Origin of the sequence: Aquibium sp. ELW1220, from assembly GCF_030398385.1 — a bacterium.
Classification (GTDB): domain Bacteria; phylum Pseudomonadota; class Alphaproteobacteria; order Rhizobiales; family Rhizobiaceae; genus Aquibium.
The window spans coordinates 75,307-93,427 of record NZ_JAOAOQ010000002.1; the positions used below are offsets into that span (position 1 = coordinate 75,307).

An 18,121-nucleotide genomic window follows, 5' to 3' on the forward strand; every position below is an offset into this window, starting at 1 on the left:
GCCGCCTCTTTCAGTATCGGCATTCCCTCTAGGAGAATGCCGGCGGCTCGGCAAGCGGCGCTGCCGGTCGCACCCTCACCTGAAGTGGCAGCTCACGCTGCCCTGCGGACCGAAATCCGCGACGATCGTGTCGCCATGGCGCGCTTCCACGGGTCTGATGAACGATCCGGCAAGCACGATCTGGCCGGCCTCGATCCGGTCGCTATAGCGCGCAAGGCGATTCGCCAGCCAGGCAATGCCCCGCGCCGGGTTGTTGAGCACGCCTGCACCGAGGCCCGTCTCTTCCACCTCGGCATTGCGGGAGACGATGGCACCCATCCAGCGCATGTCGACCTGGTCCGGCGGCATGGCGCGTCCGCCGAGCACCAGGCCGGCATTGGCCGCATTGTCGGAGATCGTGTCGACGATCGTCCGCGCCCGTCCGGTCGCCGGATCGGTGCGCAGGATGCGGGTGTCGAGAATTTCCAGCGAAGGGGTGACGTAGGCGGTCGCTGCCAGCACGTCGAAGACGGTGACCCCCGGCCCCGCGAGAGGCGCCTTCATGATGAAGGCCACCTCGGCCTCGATTCGCGGCTGGATGAACCGGTCCGGCGCGATCGCGGCGCCGTCCTCGAACAGCATGTCGTCGAGGAGAACGCCCGAATCGGGCGTATCGATCGCCAGCGCCTGCTGCATGGCCTTGGAGGTGAGGCCGATCTTCCAGCCGATCACGCGCCGCCCCGCGGCCCGCTTGCGAGCGACGAAGGCGGCCTGCACCGCATAGGCGTCGTCCATGGTCATGCCCGGATGAGCGAGCGACAGCAGCCCCGTCTGCACCCGCGTCCGCTCCGCTTCGTCCAGCCTCTCGGCAGCCGCGGCGATCTGTGCCTGGGAAAGCATCACGCCACCTCGTCCCGCACCCCGTTGTGCAGGATGCCGAGCCCTTCGGCCTCGACCTCCACCACGTCGCCGGGCGCGAGCCACACCGGCGGATCGAGCCTTGCGCCGGCACCGGTGGGTGTTCCCGTCACGATCACGTCTCCGGGCACGAGCGTCGTGAAGGTCGAGACGTAGGCGATGATCCGGCGGAAGGAAAAGATCATGCGGCTCGTCCGGTCGTGCTGCCGGACTTCCCCGTTGACCCGCGTCTCGAGCACGATGTCGGCGATCTGCGCCTCGTCTGCATAGGGAACCAGCCAGGGGCCGATCGAGCCCGTCCCGTCGAAATTCTTGCCCTGGGTGACGTTGAACTTGGCATGGCGCACCCAGTCGCGGATCGTGCCTTCGTTGCAGAGCGTGAGACCGGCGACATGGTCCAGCGCCTGCGCCTCGGGGATTCGCCGCCCTGACGTGCCGATGACCAGCGCGATCTCTCCTTCATAGTCGAGCTGGGAGGATTCCGGCGGTCGATTCAGCGGATGTCCGTGGCCGACGAACGAGGTCGGAAAGCGCACGAAAAGCGACGGGTTGCCGGGCGCGGCCTGCCCGTCCTTGTACTCTTCGTTGCGGTCGGGATAGTTCACCCCCACGCAGATGATCTTCTCAGGCCGCGGAATAGGAATCCCGTAGCTGACCTCGCTTGCGGGAAAATCGGCCGCGAGACCGGCGCTTTCCTCCGCCAGCCCTGCCATGGCGCGGGCGGCCACGACCTCGCGGAGGCTCGGCCAGCGGTGACCATGGCGCCTCGACAGGTCGACGATGCCGGCTTCGGTCTCGATCCCCCAGCCCGGGCGATCCTGGTACGTGAAACTGACGAACCGAGTCCGTACGCTCATCCCCTGATCCTCCCCGCCGCCATGCGACACGCAGCTGCGCCCGTCGTCAAGGCGCCACGATCGGCTGTGCCGTCAGGCTGGGTTCTCCGATTGCCGTGTCTACGAAGGGCGAGCCTTCCTCGAACCAGCTCTTCGGCGCCGGCGCCCCCCACAACGTCTGCCGCTGCGGATCCTTCAGGTCCCACCGGATCGGCTCGTGGTCGGGATCGATGGTGAGGTAGTCCGAGCAGTAGATCTCGACGCGATGGCCGTCGGGATCGCGGATGTAGAGGAAAAAGGCGTTGGAGATGCCGTGGCGGCCGGGCCCGCGCTCGATGTTGGCGAGATAGCCCGTGGTCGACATCAGATCGAGAAGGTCGATGATGTTGAGCGGTGTGGGCACCCAGAAGGCCACGTGGTGCAGCCGCGGACCCCGGCCATTGGTGAAGGCCATGTCGTGGACCCCGCCCTTGCGGTGCATCCAGGCCGCCCAGAGACGTTTCGTCTCCTCGTCCTCGGTGTACTCGCTGACCCGGAAACCGATGTCGTTGTAGAACCCGACCGAGGCGTCGACATCGGTGGAGAAGCAGTTGAAGTGGTCGATCCGCAGCGGCTTGACGCCCGTGTAGAGCGCGTATTTCTGGTGGATCGGCGGGAGCCGTTCCATCGTCGCGTAGAATTCGAGCGGAATGCCCTGCGGGTCGCGGGTGCGCAGCGTGCGGTCCTGCCAAGGCCGCTCGACCCACTCCACCGTGTGACCACGCGCCGACAGCCAGGCATGCGCCTTGTCGAGATCCTCTTCCGCATAGACCTTGAAAGCGAGATGGCCGGCGGAGGGTCGATCCGACTTGCGCAGGATGACGCAGTGGTGATTGCGCTCCTCCATCGCCCGCATCGTGATAAGCTCGTCGTCCTCATGCGTCACCCGGAGTCCGAGCGTGTCGACCCAGAAGGCACGGGACCGGGCGAGGTCCGTGACGTTGAGTTCGACATGGCTCAGCCTGACGATGTGGAATGGCGGATAGAGGTTCGGGGTCGGCAGGGGCATGGCATTCCTCCCAATATGTCGCGGTGAAGCCTAGGCGGCTGCAACGCCGCCGAAATTGATCTCGATCAGCCCGCTCTCAGCCGCCGAGCCTGGCGATGGCGTGTGCGCCGGTGGCGAAGGCGACGTTCTTGGTCTCCATGTAGAAATCGAACGACCAGTCGCCGCCGTCCCGGCCGATCCCCGAGTTCTTGATGCCGCCGAAGGGTGTGGGCAGGTGCCGCACGTTCTCGGAGTTCACCCAGATCATTCCGGCCTGAAGGGCATCGGTGAAACGGAAGGCGCGCGTGACGTCGGAGGTCCAGAGATAGCCGGTCAGGCCGTAGTGAACGTCGTTTGCCAGCGCCAGCGCCTCCGCCTCGTCGCGGAAGGGGATGGCGGTCAGCACCGGGCCGAAAATCTCTTCCTGGGCAATTCGCATGTCGTTGCGCGCGTTCGTGAAAAGCGTCGGCTCGACATAGCATCCCCGCCCGAGGTCTCCGGTGGTGACCTTCGCGCCGCCTGCCGCGATGGTGGCGCCCTCGCGTCGCGCTGCGTCGACATAGGAAAGGACCTTCTTCTCGTGATCGGGATGGATCAGCGGACCGATCACGGTCTTCGGATCGAGCGGATGTCCGATCGGGATGCGCCTTGCCTTTTCCGCCACGGTGGCGGTGAAGGCGTCATGGATGCTCTCTTCGACCAGCAGGCGCGACGACGACGTGCAGCGTTCGCCATTGAGGGAGTAGATCATGAAGACGGCAGCGTCTGCCGCGCGCTCCAGATCGGCATCTGCGAAGACGATGACCGGGTTCTTGCCGCCCAGTTCGAAATGGACGCGCTTCAGCGTATCGGCGCCCTGCCTCATGATCATCGACCCGGTGCGGCTCTCGCCCACGAAGCCGATTGCCTTGATGTCGGGATGTTCGGTCAGCGCCCGCCCGGCATCTTCACCGAAGCCGTTGACGAGATTCCAGACCCCCTTCGGCAAGCCCGCCTCCTCGGCGATCTCGACGAGCAGGCGCGCCGAAAGCGGGGACAGCTCGGCCGGCTTGTGAACCACCGTGCAGCCTGCGGCGAGCGCAGGCGCGATCTTCCAGGTCGACAGCATGAACGGCGTGTTCCACGGCGTGATGATCCCGACGGGCCCGATCGGAACCCGCGTCGTCATGTTCACCTGGTCCGGCGCCCGCAGCGTCCGTCCATCGCGGGCCTCGGGTGCCCGATCGGCGAAGAAACGGAAGTTTTCCGCGCCCCGGAGCGCCGCCTTCGACATGAACTTGAGCGCCTGTCCGGTATCCATGCATTCGACGAAGGCGATCTCCTCTGCGCGCCTGACGATCGCATCGGCGATCCGGTGCAGGAGCGCCTTTCGCGCCTCGCCGCTCATCGCCGCCCAGGCGGGGAAGGCGGCCTTGGCCGCCTTGGCCGCGCGGTCGATATCGGCGGCCGTTCCGCGGGCAACGGTCGCCAGCGGCTCCATGTCGACGGGCGACACGCTCTGGAACGTCAAGCCGTCGGCAGCGGCGACACTCTCGCCCCCGATGTGGTTCATCACCCCGTCCTGGTGAAACCGGGCGAGATAGGATTTTGCTCGGGCGATATTGGCGGCGAGATCGGACATGGGCTTCCCTACTGCGTTGCGGCGCGAAGCCGGGGGTGCATGGCGTTGCGCTTCCAGCTGAGCACGGGGTCGATCTCCCTGATCTCCAGTGAAAGCGCGAAATGAGGATCGTCCAGCAGGGGCCGGAGGAAGGCCGCTGCAGCGTCGAAGATCGCCTGACCGGCGCGCTCGCGATCCTGAGCGTTGCGGCCAGCGCCCATGCGCAGGCTCATGTCGACGAAAGCGTTCTGCGGCAGGCGATCGGCGATCGCATAGGCGTCGCAGCGAAATGCGCGGACGCGCAGGGCACCGAGTTCGAAGAGCCCGCACTCCGACAGGGCCTCGTGAACGACGTCGCAGAGGCGCTGAATGTCGACCCGGCCGTCCAGGTTCGACGAGTATTCGATCGTGAAGTGCGGCATGGGTCACCTTCAGACGTTGATTAACACGTTAAATAGTTCGGCTGGTCCTGTCAAGATACCGTCCACGCAGGCTGCTTCACGTGAAACCGCAGGGCATGACTTTCGCGCGCAACGTCGGCTCTGGCCAGAACCGTGGGTCGTGATATGGAGAAGCATGGCACAGAAGAAGTCTCACGAGGTCGACGCCTGGCTGGCTCGACCGGATCCGGCAACGGTGATCGTGCTGGTCTACGGACCGGACAGAGGACTGGTTTCGGAGCGCGCCAAACAGTTCGCCGGCAAGACCGGCCTTGATCTCGACGATCCCTTCTCCGTCGTGAAATTGGACGCGGGCGAGGTCGAGAGCGATCCGGGGCGGTTGATCGACGAAGCCTCGACGGTCTCCATGTTCGGCGGCAAGCGGCTGATCTGGCTACGCAATGCGGGGACGCACAAGGGAACCGCGGAGGCGGTCAAGGCTCTGGCCGAACGGCCGCCTCAGGACGCTATCGTTCTGGTCGAAGCGGGAGACCTGAAGAAGAATGCACCGCTGCGAACGGTGGCCGAGAATGCCAGGTGTGCGATGGCGCTGCCCTGCTACGCCGATGAGAGCCGCTCCATCGACCAGCTTCTGGATCAGGAGTTGCAGGCGGCGAACATGATGATCACGCTCGAGGCGCGTCAGCTGCTGAAATCGCAGGTCGGGGGAGATCGCCTCGCCAGCCGCGGCGAGATTCAGAAACTCCTGCTCTACACGGCAGGCCGCACGACGATCGAGGTCGAGGACGTCGCGGCGTCGCTCGGAGACGTCGCCGGTGTCTCGGCCGATCAGGTCATCGACGCCATGCTCCAGGGCAGGCTCGCCGACATGGATGAAAAGATGCAGCGCGCCCTGTCGGCCGGCACCGCGCCCTTCCTGCTCCTGTCCACGACGATGCGCCAGTTTCAGTCGCTTTCGGCCCTGCGCGCGGAGATGGACGCCTCGGGCCGAAATGCCTCCAGCGCCGTCGCGAGCGCCCGCCCGCCTGTCTTTTTCGCCAGGCGGACCATCGTCGAGAATGCGCTGGCGCGATGGACCAGCGAGGCGCTGGCCCAGGGCCTGGACCGGCTGCAGCAGACCGTTCTCCTCACCCGTCGCCGGCCGGAACTGGCCGTCGAGGCGACGCGCCAGACCTTGCTGGCGCTGGGCGTGCAGTCGGCCCGCCGCGGCTCCTGAACGGCTGCAGGGCGGGGCGGATGACCGCGTCCGGCCGTGCGGAGAAACGGTATCGGGACGAGACACGGCGCGAAACGGACGGACAGAGGCTCGCGCTCCGACTCTGGTCGGGCGCTCCGTCGCGAAGATGATCGGTCAGTGCGCCTGCAGGCGGCGGCACAAATCGTCGAGCTGCTCCAGCGAGGCGTAGTTGATCCGCAGTTCGCCGCCGCCGCTCTTGTGATTGATGGTCACGGCGAGCCCGATCGCGTCCGAAAGCAGCTTCTCGAGCGCCATCGTGTCGGAATCCTTCTCGCGCGGCCCCTCCTTCGGCTTACGCTCACGGTCCTGGCCGGCCTTCGCATCCGGTGTCTGCGCAAGGGCTTCAGCCTGGCGGACCGACAGGCCTTCGGACACGATGCGCTGAGCCAGCGCCATCGGATGGTCGACGGTGACGAGCGTGCGGGCATGACCAGCCGATAGTGCACCGTCGGTGAGCATCTGGCGCACGTCCGGCGGCAGCTTCAGCAGCCGCAGCGTGTTCGCGACGTGGCTGCGCGATTTTCCGATGACCTGGGCAAGGTCCGCCTGCGTGTAGTGATGCTCGTCGATCAGGCTCTGGTAGCCCGCCGCCTCTTCGACCGGATTCAGGTCGCTTCGCTGGACGTTCTCAATGATTGCGATCTCGAGCGCCACACGGTCATCGACTTCGCGCACGATGACCGGAACATCCGCCACGCCTGCCTGCTGTGCCGCACGCCACCGACGCTCGCCGGCGATGATCTCGTACCGTCCGCCCGGGGACGGCCGGACCACGATCGGCTGCACGATCCCGTGCTCCTTGATCGAGGCGGCGAGGTCGGCCAGCTCCGCTTCCGCAAATCGCCGCCGCGGATTGCGCGGATTGGGCGAGATGAATTCGATCGGCACCTTGCGGTCGGATGGAGCAGGCTGCTGCGCCGCGTTGGCAGGCTTGTCCATCTCTCCGATCAGCGCTGCGAGGCCGCGTCCGAGCCGCTTGCGTGAAAGATCTTCGCTCATTCGTCCACCTTGCTGGGTTGATTCGGCGCCTGTCTCACGCGGCCCGAAGCCGCCGTTCGCGACGGATCACTTCCGAAGCGAGCTGCAGATAGGCCTGGCTGCCGGAGCACTTCAGGTCGTAAAGGATCGCCGGTTTGCCATAGGAGGGCGCCTCCGACACGCGCACGTTCCGGGGAATGACGGTCTGATACACCTTATCGCCCATATGCTGGCGAACATCGTCGACCACCTGATTGGCGAGATTGTTTCGGCCGTCATACATCGTCAGCACGATACCCTGGATCTCTAGGGCCGGATTGATCGAGGCGCGCACCCCGCCGATGGTCTCGAGAAGCTGGCTCAGTCCTTCGAGCGCAAAGAACTCGCACTGCAACGGAACGAGCACCGAATCGGCAGCGGCCATCGCGTTGATCGTCAGGAGGTTGAGAGACGGCGGGCAGTCGATCAGGACGTAATCGAAATCGCCCGAGACGGCGACGGGTCCGCGCAGCGCCTTGCGCAACCGCAGTGCGCGATCCGGCGAACCGGCGATCTCCATCTCGACACCCAGGAGATCCAGCGTGGAGGGGACGATCCAGAGTTCAGGCACTGCCGTCGATGTCGCAGCGTCAAGAACCGACGCATTCCCCACCATGACGTCATAGGAGGAAAGGTCGCGGTCCTTCCTGTCGATCCCGAGGCCGGTACTGGCGTTTCCCTGCGGGTCGAGGTCGACGATAAGGACCTTCTCCCCGATCGCGGCGAGCGCCGTTGCCAGGTTGATGGCGGTCGTGGTCTTGCCGACACCACCCTTCTGGTTTGCGACAGTGATGATCCGGGCGCCGTTGAGCATGATATCCCGCTTTCGCTGTTCGTCACACGCGCCGGATTCGACCGATCTCCAGAATGACGCTTTGCAGGTCGACGGCGCTTTGGTGTTCTATCAAATCGAGATTCCAGGTGTCACCAGCTGTTTTCACTTCAGCACGGTAATCCCGGCCTTTGTGGAACAGGGTGCGCGTGCCGGCAGCGAGCCATGGCTCCGTCAGCGCAAGGAGATCGTGGAGCGACGCCACGGCCCTCGCAGTGACGATCTCAGGCGCTGGTTGCGCCGACATGACGGCCTCGGCCCTCTCAGCGGCAATCCGCGCCCGCGGTGCGAGTTCCGCCAGGGCGCTGCGAAGAAAGGCGGCCTTCTTGCCGTTCGATTCGATCAGGATGATCGAAGAATCCGGTTGTTCATCGAGCAGGATCGCCATGACCGCTCCCGGAAATCCGCCGCCGGATCCGATATCTGCCCAGCTTCTGGCACCGGGAGCAAGGGGCAGCAGCTGCGCGCTGTCGAGTATGTGGCGTGACCACAGATCGGCCAGGGTCGAGGGAGCGGCAAGATTCATCCGAGCCGCCCATTTGAGGAAAACAGTTTCGAAGGCACGCAACCTGTCGAAAGTTTCACGTGAAACAGGTCCAGCCACCGAGCAAAGAGAGTCGTAGCGCGACACGCTAGCCGATGCTCCGATTGCGACCACCGCTGAACTTCACCTGCGCGAGAACCAGCGCCAGGGCAGCAGGTGTCATACCGTCGATCTTCTGCGCTTCCGCAATGCTGCCCGGACGCCGCGCGGCCAATTTCTGTGAAAGCTCGCGGGAGAGTCCCACCATCGACGCGTAGTCGACGCTCTCGGGAATAAGCGTCTCCTCCTCGCGAAGAACACGCGCTATGTCAGTGGATTGCCGGTCGAGATAAACGGCATATTTCGCTTCAATTTCAAGGACCTCACCGACGGAAGGGTCAATACGCCTCAGATCCGGCCATATTGTTTGCAGGTCTGCCAGCGACACTTCCGTCCGAGACAGCAGTTCGTAGGCCGTCCGCCGAATGCCGTCCGCGTTCACCGCCAAGCCATGGCGGTTCGCTTCGTTCGGTGTGATGCTCACATTCTGGCACCAGGCTCTTGCCTCGGCGAGAGCACTCCGCTTCGCGGTGAACGCGGCAGTCCGCTCGCTGCCGGCGATCCCGATCGCCATTGCCAGCGGCGTCAGCCGAATGTCCGCATTGTCCGCTCGAAGAGAAAGACGGAACTCCGCGCGGGAGGTGAACATCCTGTACGGCTCGGAGACACCCCGACTGACCAGATCGTCAACCAGGACGCCGATATAGGACTCTGCCCGACTGAAGAGGACCGGATCGAGACCGCCCGATCGACGAGCCGCATTCAGGCCGGCCACCAGTCCCTGCGCGGCAGCTTCCTCGTACCCTGTCGTCCCGTTGATCTGGCCCGCGAGGTACAAACCGCCCATGCGGCGTGTCTCGAGGCTGGGATAAAGTGCCCTCGGATCGAGATAGTCATACTCGATCGCATAGCCCGGTTGCAGGATCTGTGCGCCTTCAAGACCGGGGATGGTGTCGAGGATGGCGCGCTGCACGTCCTCCGGCATCGATGTCGATATGCCGTTCGGATAGACGGTGTCGTCGTCCAGCCCCTCGGGCTCCAGAAAGATCTGGTGTTGCTCGCGGTCTGCAAACTTGACGATCTTGTCCTCGATGGAGGGGCAGTAGCGGGGTCCGATTCCTTCTATGTTTCCCGAATACATCGCCGAGCGCTTGAGATTGGCCTGGATGACGGCATGCGTCTCCCGCGTCGTATGCGTTACCCCGCATTCGATCTGCGGGTTGCGGACGCGTGTGGTCAGGAACGAGAACGCGACCGGTTCTTCATCGGCCGCCTGTCTGCCGAGCCGACTCCAGTCGATCGTCCTGCCGGAGAGACGTGGCGGCGTGCCGGTCTTGAGACGTCCGACGCCGAAACCGCAGGACCGGAACCAGTCGCTGAGACCCTTGCTCGCCTTTTCGTTCATGCGGCCGGCCGGGAAGTTTTTCTCGCCGATATGGATAAGGCCGCCCAGAAAAGTCCCCGTCGTGATGACCGCAGCACCGCAGGAAATCGTCCGGCCGTCCGCCAGTCTAACGGCGGTAACCTGGCCATCAGCTTCGAGGATGGCTTCGATCTCACCTTCGATGACGTCCAGCCCGGCTTGAGCGTGAATCTCCGCCTGCATCGCCAGTCGGTAGAGTTTGCGATCGGCCTGGGTCCGGGGTCCCCGCACTGCAGGACCCTTCCGGCGATTGAGAAGCCGGAACTGGATGCCGGCCGCGTCGGCGACGCGACCCATCAAGCCGTCGAGAGCATCGATTTCCCGTACGAGGTGCCCTTTTCCGAGACCGCCGATGGCGGGATTGCAGGACATGACACCGATCGTAGCGCTGGAAAGAGTAATCAGCGCGGTGCGCGCACCCGCGCGTGCGGAGGCCGAAGCGGCCTCGCAACCGGCATGCCCACCTCCAACGACGACGACGTCATACGCAGTCATGTCTGTTCTCCAGCCGTGGCCCTGCTACAGCATTGTTCCACGTGAGTCACGCCCGGCGGGTCGGGCAACACTCTATTTGCCGATGCAGAATCGCGAAAACACCACATCGAGCAGATCCTCGACATCAATCGATCCGACAATTCTCGCGAGATGATCGGACGCAAGCCGCAACTGCTCCGCTGCGAGTTCCAGCGGATCGTCACGCAGGTCGAGGAACTGCTGCAGCGCCGCCAGCGCGGCCTTCAGCTCGATCACATGCCGTTCCCGAAACGGCATCGGATCGGTGATAGCCCCCACCGCTGTCTCGGCCCTGGCGCCGATGAGATGAACGAGCACTTCCAGCCCTTCGCCTGTCACGGTCGATACCGCGACGCCAGTCGATGTTTCACGTGAATCCGCCAACGCCGGCAGATCGATCTTGGAGCGGACGAGGATGACCGGTTTCGTCTCCGGCAGGAAGTCGGCCAGGCCCGGCGTCCGCGGCCCTTCCTCAACCAGCAGGATGAGATCAGCGCGCTTCGCCGCTTCACGCGCGCGCGCAATTCCCTGCTGCTCCACAATGCCGGCGCCGTCGCGAACGCCTGCAGTGTCGGTCACGATGACCTTGATTCCCGCGAGGTTGAGCTCGACGGTCACGAGATCGCGTGTCGTACCCGGTTCCGATGAGACGATCGCGACGTCCCTCCGGGCGAGCGCGTTGAGGAGGCTCGACTTTCCGGCGTTCGGCGCGCCGACGATCGTCACCCGGAATCCGTCACGGATGATCTCGCCGCGGTGATACGTCTCGATATGCGAGCGGATCTCCCCGGCCATCTCCTCGATCATGCGCCATACCTGACCCGACACCGAGCCCGGCACGTCATCCTCGTCGGGGAAGTCCAGTTCCGCCTCGATCAGCGCGCGCCCGTGCAGAAGCTTTTCCCGCCAACTGCCGTAGAGGATAGCGTTGCGGCCAGCAGCATTGTCGATGGCGAAGCGTCGTTGCGCTTCTGTCTCGGCCTCGATCAGGTCCCCGAGCGCTTCGGCAGCAGTCAGGTCGAACTTCCCGTTCCGAAAGGCCCGCTGCGAGAACTCGCCTGCTTCCGCCTGCCGGACGCCAGCTGTCGAGCCCAGCTCCTGCGCGAAAGCCGCCACGACCGCGCGACTTCCATGAAGATGAAACTCGACACTGTCTTCGCCCGTGAAACTATGCGGCGAGGGAAAGACGACCACCATGCCGCGATCGATCGTTTCACCGGAACGGATACGAATCGATCGCATTGACATCTGTCGCGGCGGCGGCAAAGTCCCGACCAGCCCGCGCGCGACGGTAAACGCCGCCGGTCCCGACAGGCGCACGACCGCTATGCCTGCCGGCAGCCGTCCGCTCGACAGCGCAAAAATGGTATCGTCGATCAACGGCTTCATCGGCGCTTCCGGATGCGGCCGGTGCCTGTCAACAGCGTTCACAGCCGCAAGGATCAGCTGCGGAGTTCATTCCGCAGGCGAATCGAAACGGCTTACGTGTTCATCGAGTCGAAGAAATCGGCGTTGCTCTTCGTCTGCTTCAGCTTGTCAATGAGGAACTCGATCGCATCGGTCGTCCCCATCGGCGAAAGAATGCGACGCAGGACGAAGATCTTCTGAAGGTCCTGACGGGGGACCAGGAGGTCCTCCTTGCGGGTACCCGATTTCAGGATGTCCATTGCCGGGAAGATGCGCTTGTCGGCCACCTTGCGGTCAAGCACGATCTCCGAGTTGCCCGTGCCCTTGAACTCTTCGAAGATGACCTCGTCCATGCGGCTGCCGGTGTCGATCAGGGCCGTCGCGATGATCGTGAGCGAACCGCCTTCCTCGATGTTGCGCGCAGCGCCGAAGAAGCGCTTCGGCCGCTGCAGGGCATTGGCGTCGACACCGCCGGTGAGGACCTTGCCGGATGACGGCACTACCGTGTTGTACGCCCGGCCGAGACGGGTGATGGAATCGAGCAGGATCACGACGTCGCGGCCGTGCTCCACCAACCGCTTCGCCTTCTCGATCACGATTTCGGCCACCTGCACATGGCGTACCGCCGGTTCGTCGAAGGTCGAGGAGACGACTTCGCCCTTCACCGAACGCTGCATGTCGGTGACTTCCTCGGGCCGCTCGTCGATGAGCAGCACGATCAGGAAGCATTCCGGATGATTCGAGGTGATCGAATGCGCGATGTTCTGAAGCAGCACGGTCTTGCCGGTGCGAGGCGGCGCGACGATCAGGCCGCGCTGGCCCTTGCCCAGTGGCGCCACGAGGTCGATGACACGCGAGGAGATGTCCTTCGTCGTCGGGTTCTCCACCTCCATCTTCAGCCTCTCGTTGGGGTAGAGAGGCGTCAGATTGTCGAAGTGGATCTTGTGGCGGATCTTCTCGGGATCGTCGAAGTTGATCGTGTTGACCTTCAGCAACGCGAAATAGCGCTCGCCCTCCTTGGGGCTGCGGATCGGCCCCTCCACCGTATCCCCGGTTTTCAGCGAGAACCGGCGAATCTGCGAGGGAGATATGTAGATGTCGTCCGGGCCGGGAAGATAATTCGCGTTCGCCGAGCGCAGGAAGCCGAAGCCGTCCTGGAGAACCTCGACCACGCCGTCACCGATGATCTCGATGTCCTGGGCCGCCAGCTTCTTCAGGATGGCGAACATCAGTTCCTGCTTGCGCATGACGCTCGCATTCTCGACTTCGAGCGATTCGGCAAACGCGATCAGGTCTGTGGGCTTCTTGTTCTTGAAGTCCTGGAGTTTCATTTCCTGCATGGAGAACGGCTCTGATGGTGTGAGGCGAGATACAGCGGATGCGGCGAAGGCCGGCGGCGGAGGGAGAGATTCTGCTGCGCTGTAAAGGAAGGAAGGTCGTCTTTTAGCGCCGTGCTGCGCCAAGCGCAAGCAGGCTTCTCCATTCGCTCAGAATGGCTTCACGATCACGAGTACCACGATCAGGATCATCAGGATCGTCGGCCCCTCGTTCATGATCCGCCAGTGTCGTGCCGGCCTGGTGTTCCGGTCTTCGGCGAAGCGTCGCACCGCACCGGCGAAATAGCCGTGGATTCCCGAGAGGGCGAGCACCAGCGCGATCTTGGCGTGGAGCCACCCCGGCTGGAACGAGAAGCCCTCCCAGGCGAGCCAGAGACCGAAGATCCAGGTGACCGTCATGGCGGGGTTGATGATGGCCCTGAGCAGCCGCTGCTCCATGACCTTGAACGTTTCCGACTGCACCGAGCCCGGCTCGGCGTCGCAGTGGTAGATGAACAGGCGCGGCAGATAGAGCATGCCCGCCATCCAGGAGATCACCGCAATCACGTGGATCGCCTTGGCCCAGAGGTAGAAATTCTCCGGATCGAGCAGAAACAGGCCGGCCGTCAGTGCCAGGAAGACTGCGAGCGCGATGGCCGCGCGGCGCGCCGCCTTCGCGCCGCTCGACGAGGGTCCGGCAGAGGTCATCGTCACTGTCCGCGCACGCGCGCGACCATGGCGGCCACGTGTTCGACGGGCGTCTCGGGGGTGACGCCATGGCCCAGGTTGAAGACGAAGGGGCCGCCGCCGAGGCTCTGCAGGATCCGGTCTATGCCTTCCTCCAGTGCCGTTCCGCCAGCCACCAGGCGCATCGGATCGAGATTGCCCTGGACGGCACCCTGCCGCTGAAGCCTTGCCGCCGTCGTCAGTGGCACCGACCAGTCGAGCGCGAGCACGTCCACGCCCGTGTTTTCCCTGTAGCCCTCGTAGCGAGACCCGGCGCCCTTCGGAAATCCGATCACGGGTGCATGCGGATGCCGCAGCTTGATCCGCTCGACCATCCGGCGCACCGGCGCCTCGCAATAGGCGGCGAAAGAAGCTTCGTCGAGGACGCCCGACCAGCTGTCGAATATCTGTACCGCGTCCGCCCCTTGGTCGAGCTGGCGAATCAGATACTCGGCCGACATGTCGGCCAGCAGGTCGATCAGCTTGGCGAAAGCCTTTGGATGCCGATAGGAAAACAGGCGGGCGGGCGCCTGATCGGGCGTTCCCTTCCCGGCAATCATGTAGGTAGCCACCGTCCAGGGGGCACCGCAGAAACCGAGCAGTGTCGTTTCACCCGGCAGTTCTGCACGCAGCCTCCTGACGGTCTCGTAGACCGGTCCCAGTCTCTCGTGGAAGCCCGTCGTCGCAAGCGTCGCGATCTCTTCCTCCGCGATCGGCGTCATGAGAGGGCCGCGCCCTTCCTCGAAGCGAAGGTCCCTGCCCAGGGCATGCGGCACGACGAGGATGTCGGAAAACAGGATGGAAGCGTCGAAGCCGTAGCGGCGGATGGGCTGGAGCGTCACTTCGACAGCGAAATCCGGAGAATAGCAAAGGTCGAGAAAACTCCCGGCCTCCTGGCGCGTCGCTCGGTACTCCGGCAGGTACCGGCCTGCCTGGCGCATCATCCAGATCGGCGGAGGCGACAGCGTTTCGCCCTTCAGCACCCTCATCATGCGACGATCGTCGGCCATTCGCTCCATCCCTTCCTGCCCTTCTTAAAGAAGAGAATCTTTTTTTAACGACTCTGATTCTACTATGACTCTGTTCGTACCGGGGATATCGGCTTTTCCCCAATCGGGCCAGTCGCCGCGACGCTTCCGTCCGGACGACAGATAGCGCCACCGGCCCTGTCAACAACGGGGACCATGTGGAATCTCGCATGGAAATCAATCGCGTGGCAATGTCCTGATTCGTGCATCGCATTGGACGGTGCTTGAATGGTCTGAACCGTCCCTGCAGTTCTCCCATGCCCGTTGGCGCGGTCCACAGCGCTGCGGATTGTGGATGAATCGGCTTCTGATACAGTCCGCGGCGAGGGAGGCCTGCCGGTCGGCTCCCTGTCCCGCGTTTCCCACAGGATGCCCGCCAGGCTGTGAACAAACCGCAGAGCTACTTCCATCTCCATCTCATCTCCGATGCGACGGGCGAGACGCTGCTGGCGGCCGGCCGCGCCGCGTCGGCGCAGTACAAGGACGCCCGCGCGATCGAGCACATCTATCCGCTGATCCGCACGGAGCGGCAGATTGCCGCCGTTCTCGAGGAAATCGACGCCGAACCCGGCATCGTCCTCTACACCATCGTCGACCAGAGCCTCGCCCGCATCGTGGACGAACGGTGCACGGCGATGGGGCTGCCCTGCGTATCGGTGCTCGAGCCGGTCCTCGCCGTCTTTCAGTCCTATCTCGGCGAACCGGCCGGCCGTCGGGTCGGCGCACAGCACGTCCTCGACGCCGACTATTTCCGCCGCATCGACGCGCTGAATTTCACCATGGAGCACGATGACGGCCAGCTTCCGGCAGACGTCGAGGAGGCGGACATCATCCTCGTCGGCATCTCGCGCACCTCCAAGACGCCGACCAGCATCTATCTCGCAAACAGGGGCATCAAGACCGCCAACGTCCCGATCGTCTTCGGCCTCGACATTCCCGAAAGCCTGAAGACGGCGAAGAAACCGCTGATCGTCGGGCTGATCGCGACCGCCGAACGGATCTCGCACGTTCGCCAGAACCGCATTCTCGGCAGCAGCGTGGGGTATCAGGCCGAAAGCTATGCCGACCGGTCGATCATTGCCGAGGAACTCGCGCACGCCCGGAAGATCTGCACCCGCCATGGCTGGCCGATGATCGACGTCTCCCGGCGATCCATCGAGGAGACGGCCGCTGCCATCCTTGCCTTGCGTTCGCGCAGCAGATAGCCAGTCGCCGCGTCAGGAGAAGCACTCGTCATGGCCGTTCCCATCATTCTCGCCTCCTCGAGCCCCTATCGCCGGAAACTGCTCGAGGACGCCGGCGTGGAGTTTTCCGTCCTGAAGCCCGATCTGGACGAGCGCGCCATCGAGGCCCCGCTCGCCCGGACGGGGGTGACGCCCGAAGAGGTTGCTCTGGTGCTGGCCGAAGCCAAGGCGACGGCCGTCAGCGAGGCACGCCCCGGCGCACTGGTGATCGGCTCCGACCAGACGCTGTCGCTGGGCGACGAGATGTTCCACAAGCCGGCCGACATGAAAGGCGCGCGGCGCCACCTGCTGAAGCTCTCCGGCCGCACCCATCACCTGAACAGCGCCGTCGTGCTGGCAAGGAACGGCGAAGCGGTCTGGCGCCATGTTTCCGTGGCGCGCATGACGATGCGCGACCTCGAACCCGGCTTCATCGGCCGTCATCTGGCGGCGGTCGGGGAGGTCGCGCTGACCAGCGTCGGCGCCTACCAGATCGAGGGTCGCGGCATCCAGCTGTTCGAAAAGATCGACGGCGACCATTTCACCATCGTCGGGTTGCCGTTGCTGCCGCTTCTGGCCGCGCTCAGGAGCTTCGGGGCGATCGATGGTTGAGGCATCGGTCAAGGCCTTCGTCTGCGGCCATCCCATCGCGCATTCGCGGTCGCCGCTGATCCACGGCCACTGGCTGGGCAGCCTCGGCATCGCCGGTCGCTACGAGGCGATCGACGTGGCGCCCGAGGCTTTCGGCGATTTCCTCCGCGGCATCGGGCCGGCCGGATACGGTGGCGGCAACATCACCATTCCACACAAGGAAGCGGCTTTCGCGATCGTCGACGCGCATGACGACGCTTCCGAACTGATCGGCGCGATCAACACCGTCTGGCTCGACGATGGCCGCCTTCTGGCCACGAACACCGACTGGTCCGGCTTTTCGGCCAATCTGGACGAGAGGGCGCCGGGCTGGGCGACCGGCCGACGCGCGGTGGTGCTGGGGGCAGGCGGCAGCGCCCGGGCAATCCTGTTTGCACTGCTGGAAAGAGGCTATCGCGAGATCCGCGTGGTCAACAGGTCGATCGAACGGGCCCGCGACCTCGCCGACCGCTTCGGTGACAGGGTGACGGCGCATGGGTGGGCCGCGGTTTGCGAAGTGCTTGCCGATGCCGATCTCCTCGTCAACACCACGCCGATCGGCATGGCCGGCCGGCAGGACGGTCAGCTTCCCGACCTGGCGCCGCTTCCGTCGTCGGCCATCGTCACCGACATCGTCTATGTCCCGCTGGAGACCCCGCTGCTTTCCAGCGCCAGGGCGCGGGGACTGGCGACGGTCGACGGCCTCGGCATGCTTCTGCATCAGGCGGTCCCCGGTTTCGCCCGGTGGTTCGGGCGGACGCCCGTGGTGACTCCCGAGCTCCGTGCGCTCGTGATCGCCGACATGGAGCACCATCGATGATCATTCTCGGTCTGACCGGCTCGATCGGCATGGGCAAGTCCACCACGGCCGCCATGTTCGCCGCCGAGGGCGTGCCGGTCAACGACGCCGATGCCGTCGTGCACGAACTCTACCGTGGCAAGGCGGTCGCCCTCGTCGGTGCTGCATTTCCGCAGGCGATCGTCGACGGCATCGTGGACCGCAATCGGCTGTCGGCCGCAGTGCTCGGAGATCCGGTCGCGTTGAAGCGGCTGGAAGCGATCGTCCATCCGCTTGTCCGGGAGGCCGAGACAGAATTCCTGGCCCGGCACCGCGCGGCCGGCACGCCGCTCGTCGTCCTCGACATCCCCCTCCTGTTCGAGGTCGGCGCCGAAGGCCGCGTCGACCGCATCGCCGTGGTCAGCGTGCCCGCCGACGTCCAGCGTGCACGCGTGCTGGCGCGTCCGGGCATGACGGTGGAGAAGTTCGAAACGATTCTGGCAAAGCAGGTCCCGGATGCCGAGAAGCGCGCCCGTGCGGATTTCGTCATCGATACCGCACGGGGGCTAGAGCCGGCCCGTCGGGACGTGGTGCGGATTATCGGTGAATTGACGGGCGACGGTCCCGCCTAGGCCGGTTCGCGCCTT

The 18,121-nt window shown here is 64.6% G+C and carries 18 protein-coding genes; 5 read left to right on the forward strand and 13 right to left on the reverse strand.

The window, feature by feature from the left end; all coding sequences use genetic code 11:
* Positions 1 to 75: 75 nt before the first annotated feature.
* The 5 genes from hpaH to N1F91_RS02295 all read right to left on the reverse strand — a co-directional run bounded on the left by hpaH (position 76) and on the right by N1F91_RS02295 (position 4,782).
* A complete protein-coding gene (hpaH, locus tag N1F91_RS02275; RefSeq protein ID WP_289989900.1) occupies positions 76 to 879 on the reverse strand; it encodes a 2-oxo-hept-4-ene-1,7-dioate hydratase in 804 nt (267 codons plus the stop codon).
* On the reverse strand, positions 879 to 1,754 hold the full coding sequence (locus N1F91_RS02280; protein WP_289989901.1) for a fumarylacetoacetate hydrolase family protein: 876 nt from the start codon (positions 1,752 to 1,754) through the stop codon (positions 879 to 881). The genes hpaH and N1F91_RS02280 overlap by 1 nt, the downstream gene beginning before the upstream one ends.
* Positions 1,755 to 1,800: 46 nt before the next feature.
* On the reverse strand, positions 1,801 to 2,781 hold the full coding sequence (hpaD, locus tag N1F91_RS02285) for a 3,4-dihydroxyphenylacetate 2,3-dioxygenase (protein WP_289989904.1): 981 nt from the start codon (positions 2,779 to 2,781) through the stop codon (positions 1,801 to 1,803).
* A 76-nt stretch (positions 2,782 to 2,857) separates the two neighbouring features.
* Entirely contained in the window at positions 2,858 to 4,381 is a 1,524-nt protein-coding gene (gene hpaE, locus N1F91_RS02290; protein ID WP_289989905.1) for a 5-carboxymethyl-2-hydroxymuconate semialdehyde dehydrogenase, read from the reverse strand.
* Between the two features lie 8 nt (positions 4,382 to 4,389).
* Positions 4,390 to 4,782, reverse strand: coding sequence for a 5-carboxymethyl-2-hydroxymuconate Delta-isomerase (locus tag N1F91_RS02295; protein WP_289989906.1), 393 nt, complete (start codon positions 4,780 to 4,782; stop codon positions 4,390 to 4,392).
* A 154-nt stretch (positions 4,783 to 4,936) separates the two neighbouring features.
* On the opposite strand from N1F91_RS02295, the gene holA reads away from it, so the two are divergent.
* On the forward strand, positions 4,937 to 5,977 hold the full coding sequence (gene holA / locus N1F91_RS02300; protein WP_289989908.1) for a DNA polymerase III subunit delta: 1,041 nt from the start codon (positions 4,937 to 4,939) through the stop codon (positions 5,975 to 5,977).
* Positions 5,978 to 6,112: 135 nt separating this feature from the next.
* Here holA and N1F91_RS02305 read toward each other — a convergent pair whose 3' ends face one another.
* From N1F91_RS02305 to hemE, 8 genes are all read right to left on the reverse strand, one after another.
* A complete protein-coding gene (locus tag N1F91_RS02305) occupies positions 6,113 to 6,997 on the reverse strand; it encodes a ParB/RepB/Spo0J family partition protein (protein ID WP_289989927.1) in 885 nt (294 codons plus the stop codon).
* A gap of 34 nt (positions 6,998 to 7,031) precedes the next feature.
* Positions 7,032 to 7,829: a ParA family protein gene (locus tag N1F91_RS02310; RefSeq protein ID WP_289989929.1), complete on the reverse strand. Its 798-nt coding sequence runs from the start codon at positions 7,827 to 7,829 to the stop codon at positions 7,032 to 7,034.
* A 22-nt stretch (positions 7,830 to 7,851) separates the two neighbouring features.
* A complete protein-coding gene (rsmG, locus tag N1F91_RS02315) occupies positions 7,852 to 8,478 on the reverse strand; it encodes a 16S rRNA (guanine(527)-N(7))-methyltransferase RsmG (RefSeq protein ID WP_289989930.1) in 627 nt (208 codons plus the stop codon).
* Position 8,479: 1 nt separating this feature from the next.
* Complete coding sequence (gene mnmG / locus N1F91_RS02320) at positions 8,480 to 10,348, reverse strand: tRNA uridine-5-carboxymethylaminomethyl(34) synthesis enzyme MnmG (RefSeq protein WP_289989931.1); 1,869 nt, start codon at positions 10,346 to 10,348, stop codon at positions 8,480 to 8,482.
* A 72-nt stretch (positions 10,349 to 10,420) separates the two neighbouring features.
* On the reverse strand, positions 10,421 to 11,755 hold the full coding sequence (mnmE, locus tag N1F91_RS02325) for a tRNA uridine-5-carboxymethylaminomethyl(34) synthesis GTPase MnmE (protein WP_289989933.1): 1,335 nt from the start codon (positions 11,753 to 11,755) through the stop codon (positions 10,421 to 10,423).
* Between the two features lie 92 nt (positions 11,756 to 11,847).
* The gene (gene rho / locus N1F91_RS02330; RefSeq protein ID WP_289989936.1) at positions 11,848 to 13,113 is read right to left on the reverse strand and encodes a transcription termination factor Rho; all 1,266 of its coding nucleotides are present in this window, start codon (positions 13,111 to 13,113) and stop codon (positions 11,848 to 11,850) included.
* 147 nt (positions 13,114 to 13,260) lie between these two features.
* Complete coding sequence (gene hemJ, locus N1F91_RS02335) at positions 13,261 to 13,797, reverse strand: protoporphyrinogen oxidase HemJ (protein WP_289989937.1); 537 nt, start codon at positions 13,795 to 13,797, stop codon at positions 13,261 to 13,263.
* 2 nt (positions 13,798 to 13,799) lie between these two features.
* Positions 13,800 to 14,825, reverse strand: a complete 1,026-nt coding sequence (gene hemE / locus N1F91_RS02340) for a uroporphyrinogen decarboxylase (protein WP_289989939.1) — start codon at positions 14,823 to 14,825, stop codon at positions 13,800 to 13,802.
* A gap of 401 nt (positions 14,826 to 15,226) precedes the next feature.
* Here hemE and N1F91_RS02345 point away from each other — a divergent pair, with 401 nt between their 5' ends.
* Genes N1F91_RS02345 through coaE form a run of 4 tightly spaced genes read left to right on the forward strand, consistent with a single transcriptional unit; the run spans position 15,227 to position 18,106 of the window.
* The gene (locus tag N1F91_RS02345) at positions 15,227 to 16,048 is read left to right on the forward strand and encodes a pyruvate, water dikinase regulatory protein (protein ID WP_289989941.1); all 822 of its coding nucleotides are present in this window, start codon (positions 15,227 to 15,229) and stop codon (positions 16,046 to 16,048) included.
* A gap of 30 nt (positions 16,049 to 16,078) precedes the next feature.
* The gene (locus N1F91_RS02350; RefSeq protein WP_289989944.1) at positions 16,079 to 16,678 is read left to right on the forward strand and encodes a Maf-like protein; all 600 of its coding nucleotides are present in this window, start codon (positions 16,079 to 16,081) and stop codon (positions 16,676 to 16,678) included.
* The gene (locus tag N1F91_RS02355; protein WP_289989945.1) at positions 16,671 to 17,516 is read left to right on the forward strand and encodes a shikimate dehydrogenase; all 846 of its coding nucleotides are present in this window, start codon (positions 16,671 to 16,673) and stop codon (positions 17,514 to 17,516) included. The genes N1F91_RS02350 and N1F91_RS02355 overlap by 8 nt, the downstream gene beginning before the upstream one ends.
* Positions 17,513 to 18,106 carry a dephospho-CoA kinase gene (gene coaE, locus N1F91_RS02360; RefSeq protein WP_289989947.1) on the forward strand — a complete coding sequence of 198 codons (594 nt, stop codon included), beginning with the start codon at positions 17,513 to 17,515 and terminating at the stop codon, positions 18,104 to 18,106. Before N1F91_RS02355 ends, coaE begins: the two co-directional genes overlap by 4 nt.
* Positions 18,107 to 18,121: the final 15 nt, after the last annotated feature.